The sequence below is a fragment of the Pelagibacterium sediminicola genome, assembly GCF_003390885.1.
GTDB lineage: Bacteria > Pseudomonadota > Alphaproteobacteria > Rhizobiales > Devosiaceae > Pelagibacterium > Pelagibacterium sediminicola.
Map to the genome: position 1 here is coordinate 57254 of NZ_QMEL01000001.1, position 15232 is coordinate 72485.

The following is a 15232-nucleotide window of genomic DNA, read 5'->3' on the forward strand; positions in this document are numbered from 1 at the left end:
CCCCTAATACCTGAACAGGCGCCAGGCGATCAGCCTTGCGCCGCCGGTTACGATCTTGGCGATGACGTAGTAGATGGCCGCCGCCAGCGCGAAGAACTCGAAGGTGCGGAACGTGCGCGCGTTGAGCTCCTGGGTGATGCCGGTGAGGTCGGTGTTGAGCCCCACGAAAATGCCGATCGAGGTCATCAGGATCGCCCAGACCATCTGGTTGGTCATAGGGTGAAAGACCGCCCTGAACATTTGCGGCAGGACGATCAGGCGGAAAGAATCAACCGCGTTGAACCCCAGCGAACGCGCGGCGCGCGTCTGGGTGGGCGGCACGGCCCGCAACCCGCCCCGGAAGGTCTCGGCGAGATAGCCGGCATTGTTGAACGCGATCCCGACCAGCACGGCCCAATAGGAGTCGAGATAAAAGATATTGATGCCAAGCGCGCGGAAATCGATGCCGAACAGCGAGGCGGCCAATTGCAGGACCGCGGGGATGCCGAAATAGATCATGTAGACCTGGAACAGCGCCGGCGTGTTGCGCGCGATCTCGATCCAGGTGTTGGCGAACCAGCGCAGGGGCGCAAAACGCGCCTCCTTGGCGAGCGCCAGAAGTACGCCGACCACGATCCCGATAAGCATCGAGAGCACCGCGATCTGCAGCGTGATCAGTGCGCCTTCCAGCATGTCGGGCAGGGCCCGGAACGCCTGGTTCCAATGGAAGGTATAGTTGATGTTGAACATGCGCGTCTTCTCCGGCTGCGCTTGCTACCCCTTGGGCCAAGGCCCCTTGTGGCGCTCCAGAAGGACGAAAAGGCCGGGGCGGAAAATCCGCCCCGGCCCGGAAAGGATCAGTAGTAGGTGCCCGGAACGGTCAGGTTCGGCGCCTCGGCGCCGCCGCCGACCCACTTCTCGAACAGCTCTTCATAGCGGCCCGTGCGGACCTGCTGATGGGCAAAGAGGTTGAGGTAGTTGAGCAGGCCGTATTCCTGGCGCAGCGCGATCAGCGAGACGTAGTCGACGAGGAACGGCGCCTCGCCCTTGATCACGAACCCGTCGAAATTGCCCGAGTTGACGGTCGAGGCGGCAACGGTGCCGGTCACGACGGTCGCATCGATCTGGCCCTGATTGAGTGCGAGGAAGACGTCGGCCTGGCTCTGGAAGGTGCGGAACGAGCCGCCTTCCCAGGTGTCGAAATCCTCTTCGAGCGCGATGGCCTCGAAAACGCCTGCCACCGAGCCCAGATTCTTGCCGGCAAGATCCTCATAGCTCTCGATGCCGGTGTCCTCGCGGGTCAGCACCACGTTGTTGAACGCAAAGTAGGGGATCGAGAAGCCGATGGTCTTGGCGCGCTCGAGCGTATCGGAGGTCGAGGCGACGCCCACGTCGGCGCGCCCGGAAACCAGCGCCGGAATACGGTCGGGGAACGGGGTTTCGACGATCTCGGGGGTAACACCCAGCGTTGCGGCAAGATCGTTACAGGTATCGACGTCAAAGCCGATCGGTTCGTTGTTGTCGTCACGCGACCCCATGGGCGGGAAGTCGAGCGTCACCGCGCAGCGCAATACGCCCGAAGCGATGATGTCGTCGAGCTTGTCGGCGAGCACCGGGGTTGCAGTCAGGCCCAGCGTCAGCGCGCCGGCGGCCAGTATCAGGGGAAGTCTCATGATGGTGTCCCTCTCTTTGAGCAGTTAATTCCTGGTTCCCTCACCGGCCAACTGCGTCGCCGGATTAACATTACGTTTGCATAATTGTATCCAATCTACAATATACTAATTCCCCGGCATGCTGAATCTGTGCGGCACGGCCGGCCTGCCCGCGCGCCCTGGTGCGGGTGGCGGCGGATGGAGGGAATTGCGTCCTTGGTCAACGGCTTGAAATTGAGGGCATCGGATCTGAGCAAGCAGGCCTCGTCTGCCGATGTGATCTACAACGCCCTGCGCGATGCGATCATCAGGGGCGAGATCGGCGAGGGCGGCGCCTTGCGCCAGGACACCATCGCCCAGATGTTCCGTGTGTCGCGCATTCCTGTCCGCGAGGCCATGCAACGGCTCGAAGCGCAGGGGCTGGTGGTTTCCGAACGCCACAAGGGGGCCGTCGTCGCCTCGCTTTCGGTCGAGCAGATCACCGAGATCTTCCAGTTCCGCGCCCTGATCGAGCCGATCGTCATCGAAATGGCGGTGCCGCTGATGACCGAAAAGACGCTCGCCGAAGCACAGGGCCATTGCGACGCCTTTGCCGCCGAGACGGACCCCTTGCGCTGGGGCGATCTCAACCGCGCCTTCCACCGCGTGCTCTACAGGGATGCCGGCAAGCCCTATTTCCTCTCGGTCGTCGACAAGACCAACGATCTGGTGGAGCGCTATGTGCGGCTGGTGCTTTATTTCGTGCAGGGCATGCGCCACGCGGTCGCCGAGCACCAGGCCATTCTCGATGCATGCAAAGAGCGCGACGCGAAGGGCGCGGCCGAATTGACGCGCAGGCATATCGAACTGGCGAGCGAAACGCTCGTCGACTATCTCAGGACCCAGAAGCGCTAGATCATTTCAGGTTTTGATGGAAACGGCCCGCCGGGGCGGTTGAGGTTGGATCGCGCTGGATTCCGGGAATGAAGCCCGGAATGACATTGGTGATTTTGGCCGTTACCCGCCCCATTCTCGCTTGTCACCCCGGGATTTATTCCCGGGGTCCAGTGCGATGCAACAACCACTGTGTCTGGGCGACGCCATCAAATGGCGGCATGCTCCAAGAACCGCGATATGGCGCGCACGACGAGCGGGCTGTCGGACGGTTCCTCTTGCAGCGAGGCGATGGCCCTGTCCACGACCGCGTCGGGCGCCCGTCCGCGCCGTGCCGTGGCGAGCGCCGCCGCGTAATCATCCTCGAATTCGGGATGGGCCTGCAGGGTCAGCGTCTTGCCATTGGCGTAATAGAGCCCTGCATTGGGCGTGAAATCGGACGCCAGCAGCACCCGCGCCTCGGCGGGCGGGGTGATGACCTGATCCTGATGCGAGCAGGCCAGCGAGACGCTGGCTTGCGGCAGGTCGAAAAAAGAAGGGTTGTCCACAACCTCATAGATATGGCGCCCCATGCCCCAGCCCTTTTCGGACTTGCGCACCTCGCCCCCCAGCGCATCGGCGATGATCTGGTGGCCAAAACAGATGCCCACCATCGGGGTGGCCTGCCCATAGGCATCGCGGATGAACTGGCGCAAAGGGTCGAGCCAGGGGTGATCCTCATAGACCCCTGCGGGCGAACCGGTGATCAGCACCGCCTCGAGGTTCTGGGGATCAGGGAGCGGTGCGCCGCCCGCCACGTCGATCACCTCGAAATCAAACTCTGTGCCATCGCGCTCGAACATGGCGCGAAACATTTCCGGATAGGAGGGGAATTGTCCGGCAAGCGGTGCGGGCACCTCGCCGGTCTCTAATATGGTGAGCTTCATAAGACCCTAGATACGCCGTTTTCCGGGAATTTCAACGTATCGGGGGCGATCAGGCCGGCCGGAAGACAAGCGCGATCCCGTTGATGCAGTGGCGCTTGCCGGTGGGCGCGGGTCCATCGTCGAAAATATGGCCGAGATGGCCGCCGCAATTGGCGCAATGGCATTCGGTGCGTACCATCAGCAGCGAGACATCGACCGAGGTGCCGATGGCGCCGGAGAGGCTCTCCCAGAAACTGGGCCAGCCGGTGCGGCTGTCATATTTGGCGTCCGAGCCGTAAAGCGGGTGATCGCAGCCCGCGCAGTGATAGGTGCCGGGTTCATAGAATTTGTCGAGCGGAGAGGAAAAGGCGTATTCGGTGCCGTGCCGCCGCAAGATGTCGTATTGCTCATCGGTAAGCCGTGCGCGCCATTCCTCATCGGTCAGCGAAAACGGAAACACGCCGTCCGCCGCAAGCGTCAGCGGCGGCCCGGCAAGGGCCGCTCCGGCAAGAGCCGCGCCATAAGCGACAAAGCGTCTGCGGGTTATCATGGGCTTATAATCTCCTTGCCCTCCATCTCACCGCGATGAAGGGCGCAAGGCAAGTCAAAGCCCCGTGAAAGCCCATCTTCCAAAAACGGGTTTTGCCCTTCCCGATCCGTTGCGATAGGAAAGAGGAACACGCGACGAGGAGCCCTTTTTCCCCCATGACCCAAGGACTTGAAAACGCCTATGACGCCGAAGTGCTGTCCAAGGCGCTTCCCTTCATGCAGCGCTACGAGAACAAGACCGTGGTCATCAAATATGGCGGCCACGCCATGGGCGATGCGGAACTGGGCAAGGCTTTCGCCCGCGACGTGGCGCTTTTGAAGCAATCCGGGGTCAACCCCATCGTCGTCCATGGCGGTGGCCCGCAAATCGGCGAAATGCTCACCCGGCTGGGGATCGAATCGAAATTCGAGGGGGGCTTGCGGGTCACCGACAAGCGCACGGTCGAAATCGTCGAGATGGTGCTGGCCGGTTCGATCAACAAGGAGATCGTCGCGCTGATCAACGCAGAGGGCGAATGGGCGATCGGGCTGTGCGGCAAGGACGGCAACATGGTGTTCGCCGAAAAGGCCCGCAAGAAATATACCGATCCCACCTCCAATATCGAAAAGGTCCTCGATCTGGGCTTTGTGGGCGAGCCGGTCGAGATCGACCGCACCCTGCTCGATCTGCTGGCGCGCTCGGAGATGATCCCGGTCATCGCGCCGGTAGCGCCGGGCCGCGACGGGCAGACCTACAACATCAACGCCGACACCTTTGCCGGCGCAATCGCGGGGGCCGTGTTCGCCAAGCGGCTCCTGTTCCTCACCGACGTGCCGGGCGTGCTGGGCAAGGACGGCAAGCTCATCCCCGAACTTTCGGTGGACGAGGCCCGGAAACTGATCGCGGAGGGGACGATCTCGGGCGGCATGATTCCCAAGGTCGAGACCTGCATCGAAGCGCTCGACCGCGGCGTCGAAGGCGTCGTCATCGTCAACGGCAAGACCCCGCATTCGGTACTGCTCGAGTTGTTCACCGAGCACGGGGCCGGTACGCTGATCGTACGTTGAATCCGCTCGGCCGCCCATGAACATCCGCCCCGCCACCCAAGCCGATCTGCCCGCCATTCTCGAGATCCATAACGATGCGATCCGGCGGCTCGATGCGATATGGACCGAGACCGAAGAAACGCTTGAGGACCGGCGCGCCTGGCTCATGGACCGGCAGGAGAAGGGATTTGGCGTGTTCGTCGCCGAGGAGGCGGGCAAGGTTCTGGGCCATGCGGGCTATGGCGCCTACAGGCCCCGCTCGGGCTATGACCGGACCGTCGAGCACTCGATCTATCTGCGCGAGGAGGCGCAGGGCAGGGGCGCCGGCAAGGCTCTGATGGATGCGGTGATCGCCGATGCCAGGACCAAGGGTTTTCACGTGATGGTGGCGGTGGTCGATGCGAAAAACACCGGCTCGATCGCGTTTCACGAACGGCTCGGCTTTGTTCATATGGGCATGTTGCCCCAGGCCGGGCACAAGTTCGGGCGCTGGCTCGACCAGGTCAACATGTATCTCATTCTCAACGATGACCCGGCGCCGGGCGCTTAGAGCGCCTGTTTTGATGGACTCAAAACAGGCGCTCTAAGTCTTTGTTATATCGCGTTTCCGAACAGCATAAGTGGTATCCACTTATGCTGGAAACGCTCTTAACTGAACGAATTGAACGGATCGCGTTCAATTCGTTCAGTCAAAATTTTGCGGTCGGGCGTCGGCGGCATCGTTTGTCTCCCGAAAATTCCGAGCAAGGGTAGCCGGTGCACTGGACCCCGTGAATAAATCACGGGGTGACGATAATGGGGTGAAAAGAGAAGGGCTCAGGCCGGCGCCGTGTTGCGCTTCCGGTCGGCTTGGCGCCTCGCCTTTGCCGCCAGACGCCGCCGTTCGGCTGCGGCCTTGGCGTCTTCGCCCATATGCGCCTCCCCGCGTTGCTGGGCGAGTGCGATCTGGCGCTGGCGCTCGGCGGCGGCCTTGCGCCTGGCGTCATCGAGGCTATCGGCGCAGTGGTGGCACTGGACGCCTTCGATAAAATCGGGCCGTGCCCGGTCGGCGGGGACGAGAGGCTGGCGGCAGGCGCGGCACAGCGTAGCCTCGCCAATTTTCAGCCCATGGCCGACCGAGACGCGCTCGTCAAAGACAAAGCACTCCCCATCCCAGCGGCTTTCCGCTTCCGGCACGGTTTCCAGATATTTGAGGATGCCGCCTTTCAAATGGAACACCTCCTCGAACCCCTGGGCCAGCATGTAGGAGGACGCCTTTTCGCAGCGGATGCCGCCGGTGCAGAACATGGCGACCTTCCTGTGCTTTTGGGGATCGAGGTTGCGGGCGACGTAATCCTTGAACTGGGTGAAGGTCCGCGTGCCGGGATCGAGCGCGTTCTCGAACGTGCCCAGCGCCACCTCGTAATCGTTGCGGGTGTCGATGACGACGATGTCGTCGCCTGTGATGACCGCGTTCCAGTCCCCGGGCTCGACATAGGTGCCCACCTTCTTGCCCGGATTGGCCTCGGGCGCGCGCAACGTCACGATCTCCTGCTTGAGCCGCACCTTCATGCGGTGGAAGGGCTGGGTGTCGGCGTATGAATATTTGATCTCGGCGCCCCGGAACCGCCCGCCGAAGATATTGCCGTTTTCCAGCCATTCGACGAGTTCGCCGATGGCTTCGTGGCTGCCCGCCACCGTGCCGTTTATTCCTTCGGGGGCGAGCAGCAGCGTGCCGCGAATGGACCGCGCGCAGCAGAATGCGGCCAGCGGGGCCTTGAGGGTCTCAAAGTCCGGCTGGTCGGTGAATTTATAAAGGGCGACGATGCTGATGGGCGGCTGTGCGGTCATGGCGGGCTCATATACCCTTGGGGCCGTATCGGGCAAGCGGGCGCTGCTTGCGTACGGGCCGGGGATAGCTAATATCGACTTCAGTCTTATCAGCCGCGCGGCGTCGCGGAATCAATCTCTTTGGGGGAAAAGACATGACCTACCGTGCACACGATGCGCGCTACCAGAGCATGCAATATCGCCGGTCGGGGCGCTCGGGGCTCAAGCTTCCCGTCGTCTCGCTGGGGCTGTGGCAGAATTTCGGGGGCACGCGGGATTATCCTTCCGCCTTCGAGATATTGGGCTATGCGTTCGATCAGGGGCTCACCCATTTCGACCTCGCCAACAATTACGGCCCGCCGGTCGGCGCATCCGAAGAGCTGTTCGGGCAGGTGCTGGCGCGCGATTTCAGGCCCTACCGTGACGAGATGATCGTTTCGACCAAGGCGGGATACCATATGTGGCCCGGCCCCTATGGCGAGTTCGGGTCGCGCAAATACCTGACCGCGAGCCTTGATCAGTCCCTCAAGCGGCTGGGGCTCGATTACGTGGATATTTTCTATTCGCACCGCTTCGACCCCGAAACCCCGCTGGAAGAAACCATGGGCGCGCTGGCCCACGCGGTCAAACAGGGCAAGGCGCTTTACGTGGGCGTTTCGTCCTACCCCGAAAAGGAAACGCGCCAGGCGCACCGCATCCTCGAGGAAATGGGCGTGCCGCTGACCATCCACCAGCCGTCCTATTCCATCATCAACCGCTGGATCGAAGATGACGGGACGATCGATGCGTGCGGGGAACTGGGCATCGGCGTCATCGCCTTTTCGCCACTGACGCAGGGCGTGCTCTCGGGCAAATATGGCGCCGGCGTTGCGGCAAACACGCGGGCGGAGAACCCCAGGGGTTCCATGCGCGAAAGCCACACCGAGCCGCGCGTGCTCGAAGCGGTCGAACGGCTCAGGCCCATCGCGGAGGCGCGCGGGCAATCCATGGTGCAGCTTGCGCTCTCATGGGTGCTGCGACGCAAGGAGATGACCTCGGCGCTGGTGGGTGTGAGAACGCTCGATCAGCTCAAGGACAATCTGGGGGTGCTGGAAAATCTGGCGCTCTCGGACGACGAGATCGCGGCGATCGATGCGGCGACCGAAGGCGGACGGATCGAGCTGCACCCCCGGCCGAGCGGGTGGTTGCGGTAGAAGGTTCCTCGCCCCTGAGAGGCAGGAGAAAGGTAAATGGTTTCGGCTTTCGCCGACCCCCCCTCCCAACCTCCCCCACAAGGGGGGAGGTGCTGGCCCTGTGCGTAGGGAGACAACAAGGAAAAGGAAACCCCCTCCCCTTGATGGGGAGGGCTGGGGAGGGGTGAAGCCACAAGCGCAGCTTTAAGTACGTTAGCTCCGCCCTTGAAGACCGCGTGATGCCCGCCTTACCCCCTCAAAACCCCGCCTGTCGCCTTTTCCACCGCCGAAACGATCTTTTCGCCCACCGCCTCGATTTCCTCGTCAGTCAGCGTCCTGTCACGCGGCTGAAGCGTTACTTCGATGGCGACGGATTTTTTGCCCTCGCCGACATGGGCGCCCGAGAAGATATCGAAAATCGACACATCGGTGACGAGCGCCTTGTCGGCCCCGCGCGCGGCGCGGAGGATCGCGGCGGCTTCAACGCCATCATCGACGACGAAGGCGAAGTCGCGGTGGACCGACTGGAAGGCCGAAAGCGTCAGCGGGGGCCGGGCGCGGGTGGCCTTCTTTCTGGGCTCGGGCAAGGCTTCCAGGTCGATCTCGAACGCAACGACCGGGCCGTCGAGGTCGAATTCGGCAACCAGCGCGGGATGGAGCTCCCCGAACCAGCCAAGGATCACCTTGGGGCCGAGCTGGATGCGTCCGCCGCGCCCCGGATGACTCCAGGGGGCGGGCTCGGCCACGATCTGAAGCTTTTCAATGTCGCTGCCCAGCGCATCGAGCATGGCGGCGACGTCGGCCTTGGCGTCATAGACCGAGACGGTTTCGGCCTTGCCCTGCCAGTGGCGGCCCGCCCCGTTCGGGCCGGCGGTGGCGGTGCGGATACCGGCGGCAACGGTGCGCTGGCCCTCGGGGGTATCGGAATGGAACACCTGCCCCACCTCGAACAGCGCAAGGTCCGTCAGCCCGCGGTTCTGGTTGCGCGTGGCGCCCGAAAGCAGGCCCGGCAAGAGCGAGGGGCGCATGTCGGTCATGTCCGAGGCGATGGCGTTGGCAAGCTTTAACTCCGGCTGCCCGCCGCCGAATTTTTCGGCGAGGGTGGCGGAAATGAACGACCAGGTGACCGCTTCGCCCATCCCCCGCGCGGCCAGTGCCCGGCGCGCGAGGCGTCGGCGGTTCTGGATGGGGGTGAGCATTTTGGAGGCAACGCCTGAAAGGCGCGGCAGCGGCTCGACCGGCACGCGGTCGACCCCCACGATGCGCATGACCTCCTCGACGAGGTCGGCCTTGATCGCGACGTCCGGGCGCCATGAGGGCACCGCGACCCTGACGGTCTCGCCCTTGCCCTCAATGGCAAAGCCCAGCCGCGTCAGCACCGTTTCGATCTCGGAAAAATCGAGCTTGAGCCCGGTAAGGCGGGTGATCTCGGAAAGGGGGAAATCGATGACCGTTCCGGGCGCCTCGACATGGCCCGCAACCGCGATCTCGGCGGGTTCGCCCCCGCAAAGGTCCATCACGAGCTTGGTTGCCAGCTCGATGCCGGGCATCACAGTTTCAGGATCGACGGTGCGCTCGAAGCGGTAGCGGGCGTCCGAGACGATGCCGGTCCTGCGGCCCGTCGCGGCGACGGCGTCGGGGGCGAACCAGGCGGATTCGATGAAGACATTGGTGGTCTCATCGGTGGAGCCGGTATCCTCGCCGCCCATGATGCCGCCGAGGCCGAGCACCTTTTCGTCGTCGGCGATGACGCACATGGTTTCATCGACCGCGTAGGTCTTGCCATCGAGCGCAAGGAAGGTTTCGCCCTTTTTCCCCAGCCGCGCGCCGACATTGCCCTTGAGCTTGTCGGCGTCAAAGACGTGCAGCGGGCGGGCGCGGTCGAGCGAGACGAGGTTGGTGATGTCCACCAGCGCATTGATGGGGCGCAGACCGACGGCGCGCAGGCGGTCCTGCAGCCATTGCGGCGAGGGGCCGTTCCTGACGTTTTTCACATAGCGCCCCGCAAACATCCGGCAGATCTCGCCATCGACATGAACGTTAATGGGCGAGGGACCGGCGGTTGCGGGGACGGGGGCGATGGCGGGATCGATGAAGGTGCCAAGACCCGCGGCGGCAAGGTCGCGCGCGATGCCGCGCACGCCGGCGCAGTCGCCGCGATTGGGGGTGATGGCGATCTCGATCACCACCTCGTCCATCCCGGCATATTCGGGATAGGAGACCCCGATGGGCGCATCCTCGGGCAATTCGATGATGCCATCGTGATCGTCGGACAGCTCGAGCTCGGCGTTCGAGCACAGCATGCCGTTGGAGACCTGCCCTCTTATGTTGCCCTTGCCGATGGTCATGCCCTTGCCCGGAATATGGGTGCCGGGGAAGGCAAAGACCGATTTAAGACCCGTGCGGGCATTGGGCGCCCCGCACACCACATCGATCAGTTCGCCCGTCCCCGCATCGACCTTGCAGACCTTGAGCTTGTCGGCGTTGGGGTGCTGCTCGGCGGAAACCACAAGGGCGGTGACGAAGCTCTTCAATCGAGCGGCCGTGTCGGCGACCTCCTCGACCTCGAGCCCGATCATCGTCAGTTTTTCGACGATCTCGTCGAGGGCGGCGGTGGTGTCGAGATGTTCCTTGAGCCAGGAAAGCGTGAATTTCATTTTTCCAATACCTCAGCTCGAAAGGCCGCCGAACAGGGTCGGCAGGTCGAAGGGCCGGAAGCCGTAATGGTCGATCCAGCGCTTGTCGGCGTCGAAAAAGGCGCGCAGATCCGGCATGCCGTATTTGAGCATGGCGATACGGTCGATCCCCATGCCCCAGGCAAAGCCCTGATAGATTTCGGGATCGAGCCCGCCGGCGCGGATAACGTTGGGATGGACCATGCCGCAGCCCAGGATTTCCAGCCAATCCTCGCCCTGCCCGATTCTCACCTCATTGCCCGAGCGGTCGCACTGGACGTCCACCTCCATCGAGGGTTCGGTGAAGGGGAAAAAGGAGGGGCGGAAGCGCAGCGTCACGCTTTCGACCTCGAAGAAGGCCTTCAAAAATTCCTCGAGCACCCAGCGCAACTGGCCGATATGGCTCGACTTGTCGATCACCAGCCCCTCGACCTGATGGAACATGGGGGTGTGGGTCTGGTCGGAATCGTTGCGGTAGGTCCGCCCGGGCATGACGACGCGGATGGGCGGCTCGGTCTTTTCCATCGTCCGGATCTGGACGGGCGAGGTGTGGGTGCGCAGCAGCTTGCGCGCGCCGTCCGGGCCGGGGTTGAAAAAGAAGGTGTCGTGCATCTCGCGCGCCGGGTGGCCTTCGGGGAAGTTGAGCGCGGTGAAATTGTAGTAGTCGGTCTCGATGTCGGGCCCTTCGGCGATCGAAAAGCCCATATCGGAAAAGATGGCGGCGATCTCGTCGATCACCTGGCTGACCGGATGGATGCGGCCCATGGCGGCGGGTGCGGGCCGCAAGGGGAGCGTGACGTCGAGCTTTTCGGCCACGAGCCGCTGTTCCAGCGCTTCGGCCCTGAGGGCCGTGCGGCGCGTTTCGATGAGCGTAGCGATATGGGTCTTGAGGCCGTTGATCGCCGGGCCCCGTTCCTTGCGCTCATCGGGGGTCATGGCCCCCAGCGTTGCCAAAAGCGCGGAAACAGACCCCTTCTTGCCCAGCGCGGAAACGCGCACGGTGTCGAGGGCGGCCTCGTCTTTGGCGCCGGCGATGGCCTGTTCAAGCGTTGTCGAGAGATGTGCAAGGTCGGTCATTTGAACCCTTTGGGAGTGCTGCGAAGCGGTAGCAAACGAAAAAGCCCCGCGCCACCCCAAATCCCCGGAGCGGCGCAAGGCTTTGATTTTCGGCCTCGGTATGGGGCTTTAAGCGGAAACGCGCTCGTGCGTGGTCGCTTCGATCTCGCCCAGATAGGCGAGCGCGCCCTTGGCCTTGACAACAAGCGCCTCGAAAGCGGCGGGCTCGTTGACGGCCAGATCGGCGAGGACCTTGCGGTCCACTGCGACCTCAGCCTTGCCGAGGCCGTCGATAAATCGGCCATAAGTGAGGCCGTGCTGGCGAACGGCGGCGTTGATGCGCTGGATCCAGAGCGCGCGGAAATTGCGCTTCTTGATCTTGCGGTCGCGGTAGGCGTACTGGCCGGCCTTCTCGACGGCCTGCACGGCAGAGCGATAGGTGGTCGCACGGCGGCCGTAATAGCCCTTGGCGGCCTTCAAAACCTTCTTGTGGCGGGCGTGGGCGGTAACGCCTCTTTTAACGCGCATGTCTTTGTCTCCCTATCAGCGGTCGTAAGGCATGTACTTCTTCACAATCCTGGCGTCCTGATCCGAAAGGACCGAGGTGCCGCGATTGGAGCGGATGTACTTTGCGTTGTGGCTGATGAGGCGGTGACGCTTGCCGGCCGGACCGGCGAGCACCTTGCCCGTGGCCGTGACCTTGAAACGCTTCTTGGCGCCCGATTTGGTCTTCATCTTCGGCATTTTGCTTTTCCTTGGGTTTTCGGGGCGCTTTGGGGAAACCCCCACGGCCCTTTATCGCATTCAGGGATCGCCACGGCATGCCTTCCGGCCGGGCGGCCCGTTCAAGAACGCTGCGTTATAGGAGGCGCGGAGGGGAAAGGCAAGACCCTCGCGCGGGGCGATTTGCCTGCGTTTGCGGCAGGCTCGGATAGCTCCATCCTCAATCCCTCTCCGCAAAGGGGGAGGGTTATCGCATATAGATCTGCGCTTGTGGCTTCACCCCTCCCCAGCCCTCCCCATCAAGGGGAGGGTGCTTCCTTTTCCTGGGCACTTCCCCACGCACAAGATCAGCACCTCCCCCCTTGTGGCGGAGGTTGGGAGGGGGATCGGTCTTAGCCCGCCTGCTGGCGCCAGTCGGTAGGGCCGCCCGCTGCCTCGAGCACTTCGTCGGCCTGGGATTCCTCGGCGGCGGTCATTTTCGAGCCGTCGAGGTCGAAGATATCGACGATGGTATCGAGGGCGCGGGCCTGTTCCTCGGTCTGCTCGATCGCCGCGTTGGTCTCTTCGACGAGCGCGGCGTTGTGCTGGGTCATCTCGTCGAGCTGGCGCACGGCGGCGGAAACCTCGCCGATCGCGGCGGCCTGTTCGCGGCTTGCGCCGGAAATGGCGTGCATCACCTGCGCGTTTTCCCGTACCGCGGAAAGGATGGCGCGCAGCTTTTCGCTCGCCTCGGACACCAGCCGCGTGCCGCCGGCAACTTCGGCGCCCGATTCCTCGATCAGCACCTTGACCTCCGAGGAGGCTTCGGCCGCCGACTGGGCAAGGCGGCGCACCTCGATGGCGACCACCGCGAACCCCTTGCCCGCCTCCCCGGCCCGCGCCGCTTCCACCGAAGCGTTGAGCGCCAGAAGATTGGTCTGGAACGCGATGTCGTCGATCAGCTTGATGATGTTGGAGATCTTTTCCGACGAGGTGGAGATGCGCTCCATGGCGCTGTTGGCGGCGTCCATCACCTGGCCGCCGGCGCTGGCCATGGTGGACGCCTGCTCGGCCTTGCCCGCGACCTCTTGGGCCTTGGCGGCGTTTTCGTTGACCGTTGCGGCAAGCTGTTCCATGGCGGCGGCGGTTTCCTCGACGGTCGCGGCCTGTCGCGTGGTGCGTTCGGAGAGATCGTTGGCGCCCGCAAGGATTTCGCCCGTCGCCAACCGGAGCGCGCCCGCGGTGTCCTGGAGCCGGCCCACGACCTCGGAAAACCGCTCGGCAACCGCGTTGGTGTCGGATTTGAGCTGGTCGAACGCGCCCTGATACTGGCCGGTGACCCGCACCGAAAGGTTGTCATTGGCAAGCGCGGAGAGCACCGTGCCCGTTTCGGTCAGCCCCCGGTCGACGGTTTCGATCAGCGCGTTGACCGAACGGGCCATCTCGTCGAGTTCGGGGCGCTCGAAGCTCTTTTCGATGCGCACCGAGAAATCGCCCGAAAGGGAAGCGGCGACCACCTGGCGGATTTCCTCCTGAAGATCGAGCCGGATGGCGTTTTCGGCCTGTTCGCGCTCTTGGGCGGCTTCCTTTTCGGCGTCCATCGCGCGCATGGCCTTGCCGTTGTCGCGGAAAACGGCCAGCGCCGCGACCATCTGGCCGACCTCGTGGCGCTGCTTTTCATCGAGCGAGAGATCCAGATCGCCATCGGCCAGCGCGCGCATGTCGGCTGCAACCTTGCGGATGCTGCCCGAAAGCCGCGAGCCGATGACCAGCGCCAGCCCGGTTCCGAGCACCAGCGCAAAGGCGCCCGCCACCATGACGACGATACCGGTGATGCCCGCCTGCTCGTTGGCAAGAACGCCAAGCCGCTCCTGTTCGCCGGTCACCGAGGCGAGCATGGCATCGTACCCGGCCTGCATCTGGGGGCCCAGCACATCGAGTTCGCCATCCAGGATCGCATTCCGCTCGTCGATCAGGGTGCGCATTTCGGTCATCATCGCCGCGTAGCTCTCGAAATCGGCAAGGATGGCGGCGATGGTCTGTTTCTGGCCCTGGCTGAACACCGCGCTTTCGAGCCGCGTGAACGCCTCGTTGGCCGCCTGGCCGTGGGCAAAGGCGGAATCGAACTCGGTGGCGCTGTTGGAGAGCAGGAAGCGCTCGACATCGAGCTGGGTGAGCAAAAGGGACTGGACCGCTTCGGCGGCAACGCCGGTGGCGTGGAAATTGGCGCTCGCGCTCGCCGCCTGCACGGCGGCGCCCGCATTGGCGCGCAGGGCCTCCCCCGTCGCCCCGATATCGGCCACCAGCCGGTCGGCCTGCGATTGCAGCGCCGTCATGCGCGTGAAGGCATCGGCATAGGCCTCTGCGTCCCGCGCGAGTTCGTCAAGAATCGCCTGCTTTTCGGCATCGTTTGCAAACATGTCCACGATCGCGGCCTTGTCGCCGACCAGCGAGGCGATTTCGCCGGCGAGAAGTTCGGCCGTGGCCGGGGAGGGATCGAGGCGGAACTGGAGGCCGGCGAGCCGCGCCGCCGAGAGGTTTTCGACGAGCGCGGAGATGGTCAGCGTCTGGCCGGTCCCTTCCCGGTAATCGTCAAAGGTCGTTGCGACCCGATTGAGCCCGATGACCGCGGCAATGCCGGTCGCGGCCAGCAGCACGATCAGGACCGCAAAAGAGGAATAGATCTTCTGGGCTATCGAAAGACGGGCGAACATGGGCCGGTTCCTTGGTCATCAAATCGCGGGCATGACGTGAGGACGCTAGGGCCGTTCGGGTTAAGGAAGGCTCAAGGGCGGCACGGTTCGCCGCTCCGGAAGGCAAAAAAGGTGGCGCAC

At 63.6% G+C, this 15232-nt stretch carries 14 protein-coding genes; 4 read left to right on the forward strand and 10 right to left on the reverse strand.

The features are described 5' to 3' along the window. Nucleotides 1-3: 3 nt before the first annotated feature. Together DQG18_RS00295 and DQG18_RS00300 are read right to left on the reverse strand one after the other, a co-directional pair. Complete coding sequence (locus DQG18_RS00295; protein WP_116652233.1) at nucleotides 4-729, reverse strand: amino acid ABC transporter permease; 726 nt, start codon at nucleotides 727-729, stop codon at nucleotides 4-6. Nucleotides 730-836: 107 nt separating this feature from the next. Further along, nucleotides 837-1652 (reverse strand): ABC transporter substrate-binding protein, encoded by an 816-nt coding sequence (locus tag DQG18_RS00300; RefSeq protein ID WP_116652234.1) that lies wholly within the window; start codon nucleotides 1650-1652, stop codon nucleotides 837-839. Between the two features lie 207 nt (nucleotides 1653-1859). Here DQG18_RS00300 and DQG18_RS00305 point away from each other — a divergent pair, with 207 nt between their 5' ends. After that, nucleotides 1860-2525 carry a GntR family transcriptional regulator gene (locus DQG18_RS00305; protein ID WP_198669616.1) on the forward strand — a complete coding sequence of 222 codons (666 nt, stop codon included), beginning with the start codon at nucleotides 1860-1862 and terminating at the stop codon, nucleotides 2523-2525. Between the two features lie 188 nt (nucleotides 2526-2713). On the opposite strand, the gene DQG18_RS00310 is transcribed toward DQG18_RS00305, so the two are convergent. Further along, entirely contained in the window at nucleotides 2714-3430 is a 717-nt protein-coding gene (locus DQG18_RS00310) for a glutamine amidotransferase-related protein (RefSeq protein WP_116652236.1), read from the reverse strand. A 49-nt stretch (nucleotides 3431-3479) separates the two neighbouring features. Then, nucleotides 3480-3959: a peptide-methionine (R)-S-oxide reductase MsrB gene (gene msrB, locus DQG18_RS00315; RefSeq protein ID WP_116652237.1), complete on the reverse strand. Its 480-nt coding sequence runs from the start codon at nucleotides 3957-3959 to the stop codon at nucleotides 3480-3482. A gap of 155 nt (nucleotides 3960-4114) precedes the next feature. On the opposite strand from msrB, the gene argB reads away from it, so the two are divergent. Further along, a complete protein-coding gene (gene argB / locus DQG18_RS00320) occupies nucleotides 4115-5005 on the forward strand; it encodes an acetylglutamate kinase (RefSeq protein ID WP_116652238.1) in 891 nt (296 codons plus the stop codon). A 16-nt stretch (nucleotides 5006-5021) separates the two neighbouring features. Beyond that, entirely contained in the window at nucleotides 5022-5534 is a 513-nt protein-coding gene (locus DQG18_RS00325; RefSeq protein WP_116652239.1) for a GNAT family N-acetyltransferase, read from the forward strand. Between the two features lie 266 nt (nucleotides 5535-5800). On the opposite strand, the gene trhO is transcribed toward DQG18_RS00325, so the two are convergent. Further along, complete coding sequence (gene trhO, locus DQG18_RS00330) at nucleotides 5801-6814, reverse strand: oxygen-dependent tRNA uridine(34) hydroxylase TrhO (RefSeq protein ID WP_116652240.1); 1014 nt, start codon at nucleotides 6812-6814, stop codon at nucleotides 5801-5803. A 134-nt stretch (nucleotides 6815-6948) separates the two neighbouring features. On the opposite strand from trhO, the gene DQG18_RS00335 reads away from it, so the two are divergent. Next, nucleotides 6949-7986: an aldo/keto reductase gene (locus DQG18_RS00335; RefSeq protein WP_116652241.1), complete on the forward strand. Its 1038-nt coding sequence runs from the start codon at nucleotides 6949-6951 to the stop codon at nucleotides 7984-7986. 227 nt (nucleotides 7987-8213) lie between these two features. Here DQG18_RS00335 and pheT read toward each other — a convergent pair whose 3' ends face one another. From pheT to DQG18_RS16435, 5 genes are all read right to left on the reverse strand, one after another. Then, nucleotides 8214-10622 (reverse strand): phenylalanine--tRNA ligase subunit beta, encoded by a 2409-nt coding sequence (gene pheT, locus DQG18_RS00340; RefSeq protein ID WP_116652242.1) that lies wholly within the window; start codon nucleotides 10620-10622, stop codon nucleotides 8214-8216. A 12-nt stretch (nucleotides 10623-10634) separates the two neighbouring features. Then, nucleotides 10635-11717: a phenylalanine--tRNA ligase subunit alpha gene (pheS, locus tag DQG18_RS00345; RefSeq protein WP_116652243.1), complete on the reverse strand. Its 1083-nt coding sequence runs from the start codon at nucleotides 11715-11717 to the stop codon at nucleotides 10635-10637. A gap of 108 nt (nucleotides 11718-11825) precedes the next feature. Next, a complete protein-coding gene (gene rplT, locus DQG18_RS00350) occupies nucleotides 11826-12224 on the reverse strand; it encodes a 50S ribosomal protein L20 (RefSeq protein ID WP_116652244.1) in 399 nt (132 codons plus the stop codon). 15 nt (nucleotides 12225-12239) lie between these two features. Beyond that, nucleotides 12240-12440 (reverse strand): 50S ribosomal protein L35, encoded by a 201-nt coding sequence (gene rpmI, locus DQG18_RS00355; RefSeq protein ID WP_116652245.1) that lies wholly within the window; start codon nucleotides 12438-12440, stop codon nucleotides 12240-12242. A 371-nt stretch (nucleotides 12441-12811) separates the two neighbouring features. Further along, nucleotides 12812-15112 carry a methyl-accepting chemotaxis protein gene (locus DQG18_RS16435; RefSeq protein ID WP_245958323.1) on the reverse strand — a complete coding sequence of 767 codons (2301 nt, stop codon included), beginning with the start codon at nucleotides 15110-15112 and terminating at the stop codon, nucleotides 12812-12814. Nucleotides 15113-15232: the final 120 nt, after the last annotated feature.